The sequence below is a fragment of the Pseudoalteromonas sp. GABNS16E genome (assembly GCF_028598715.1).
Classification (GTDB): domain Bacteria; phylum Pseudomonadota; class Gammaproteobacteria; order Enterobacterales; family Alteromonadaceae; genus Pseudoalteromonas; species Pseudoalteromonas atlantica.
This window is the reverse complement of record NZ_JAQREZ010000176.1, coordinates 1-354: the sequence shown is the minus strand read 5'-3', so window position 1 is coordinate 354 and position 354 is coordinate 1. Positions and strand designations below refer to the sequence as shown.

General features: G+C 39.8%; 1 protein-coding gene and 1 pseudogene. One reads left to right on the top strand and one right to left on the bottom strand.

What is annotated here, in order from left to right:
* Positions 1 to 14: 14 nt before the first annotated feature.
* Positions 15 to 95 carry an IS3 family transposase gene (locus PSI06_RS21795; protein ID WP_369128032.1) on the top strand — a complete coding sequence of 27 codons (81 nt, stop codon included), beginning with the start codon at positions 15 to 17 and terminating at the stop codon, positions 93 to 95.
* A 134-nt stretch (positions 96 to 229) separates the two neighbouring features.
* On the opposite strand, the pseudogene PSI06_RS21180 reads toward PSI06_RS21795, so the two are convergent.
* Positions 230 to 354 (bottom strand): annotated as a pseudogene (locus tag PSI06_RS21180) (elongation factor Tu); the annotation flags it as partial.

The window sequence follows — 354 nt, the reverse complement described above, 5'->3', positions numbered from 1 at the left end:
AAAGTCGTTTTTATATTGAGAATTACTACAACTCAGTGCGAATGCATGGGACGATTGGAAATGTTAGCCCCATACAATATGAATCAATGAATTAAAACCCCGTGTCTACTTTATCGGGGTCAGATCAAAAAGCTGATAACTGAAAACTGAAAACTAAACACTTTTCTTCAGGCATTAAAAAAGGCCACCGTAGTGACCTCTTTTTAGTATTAATTAGCTAGGCTAATTATTACTCTACGATAGTTGCTACAACACCAGCACCTACAGTACGGCCACCTTCACGGATAGCGAAACGAAGACCTTCGTCCATCGCGATTGGCGCGATTAGAGTTACTGTCATCTTAACGTTATCAC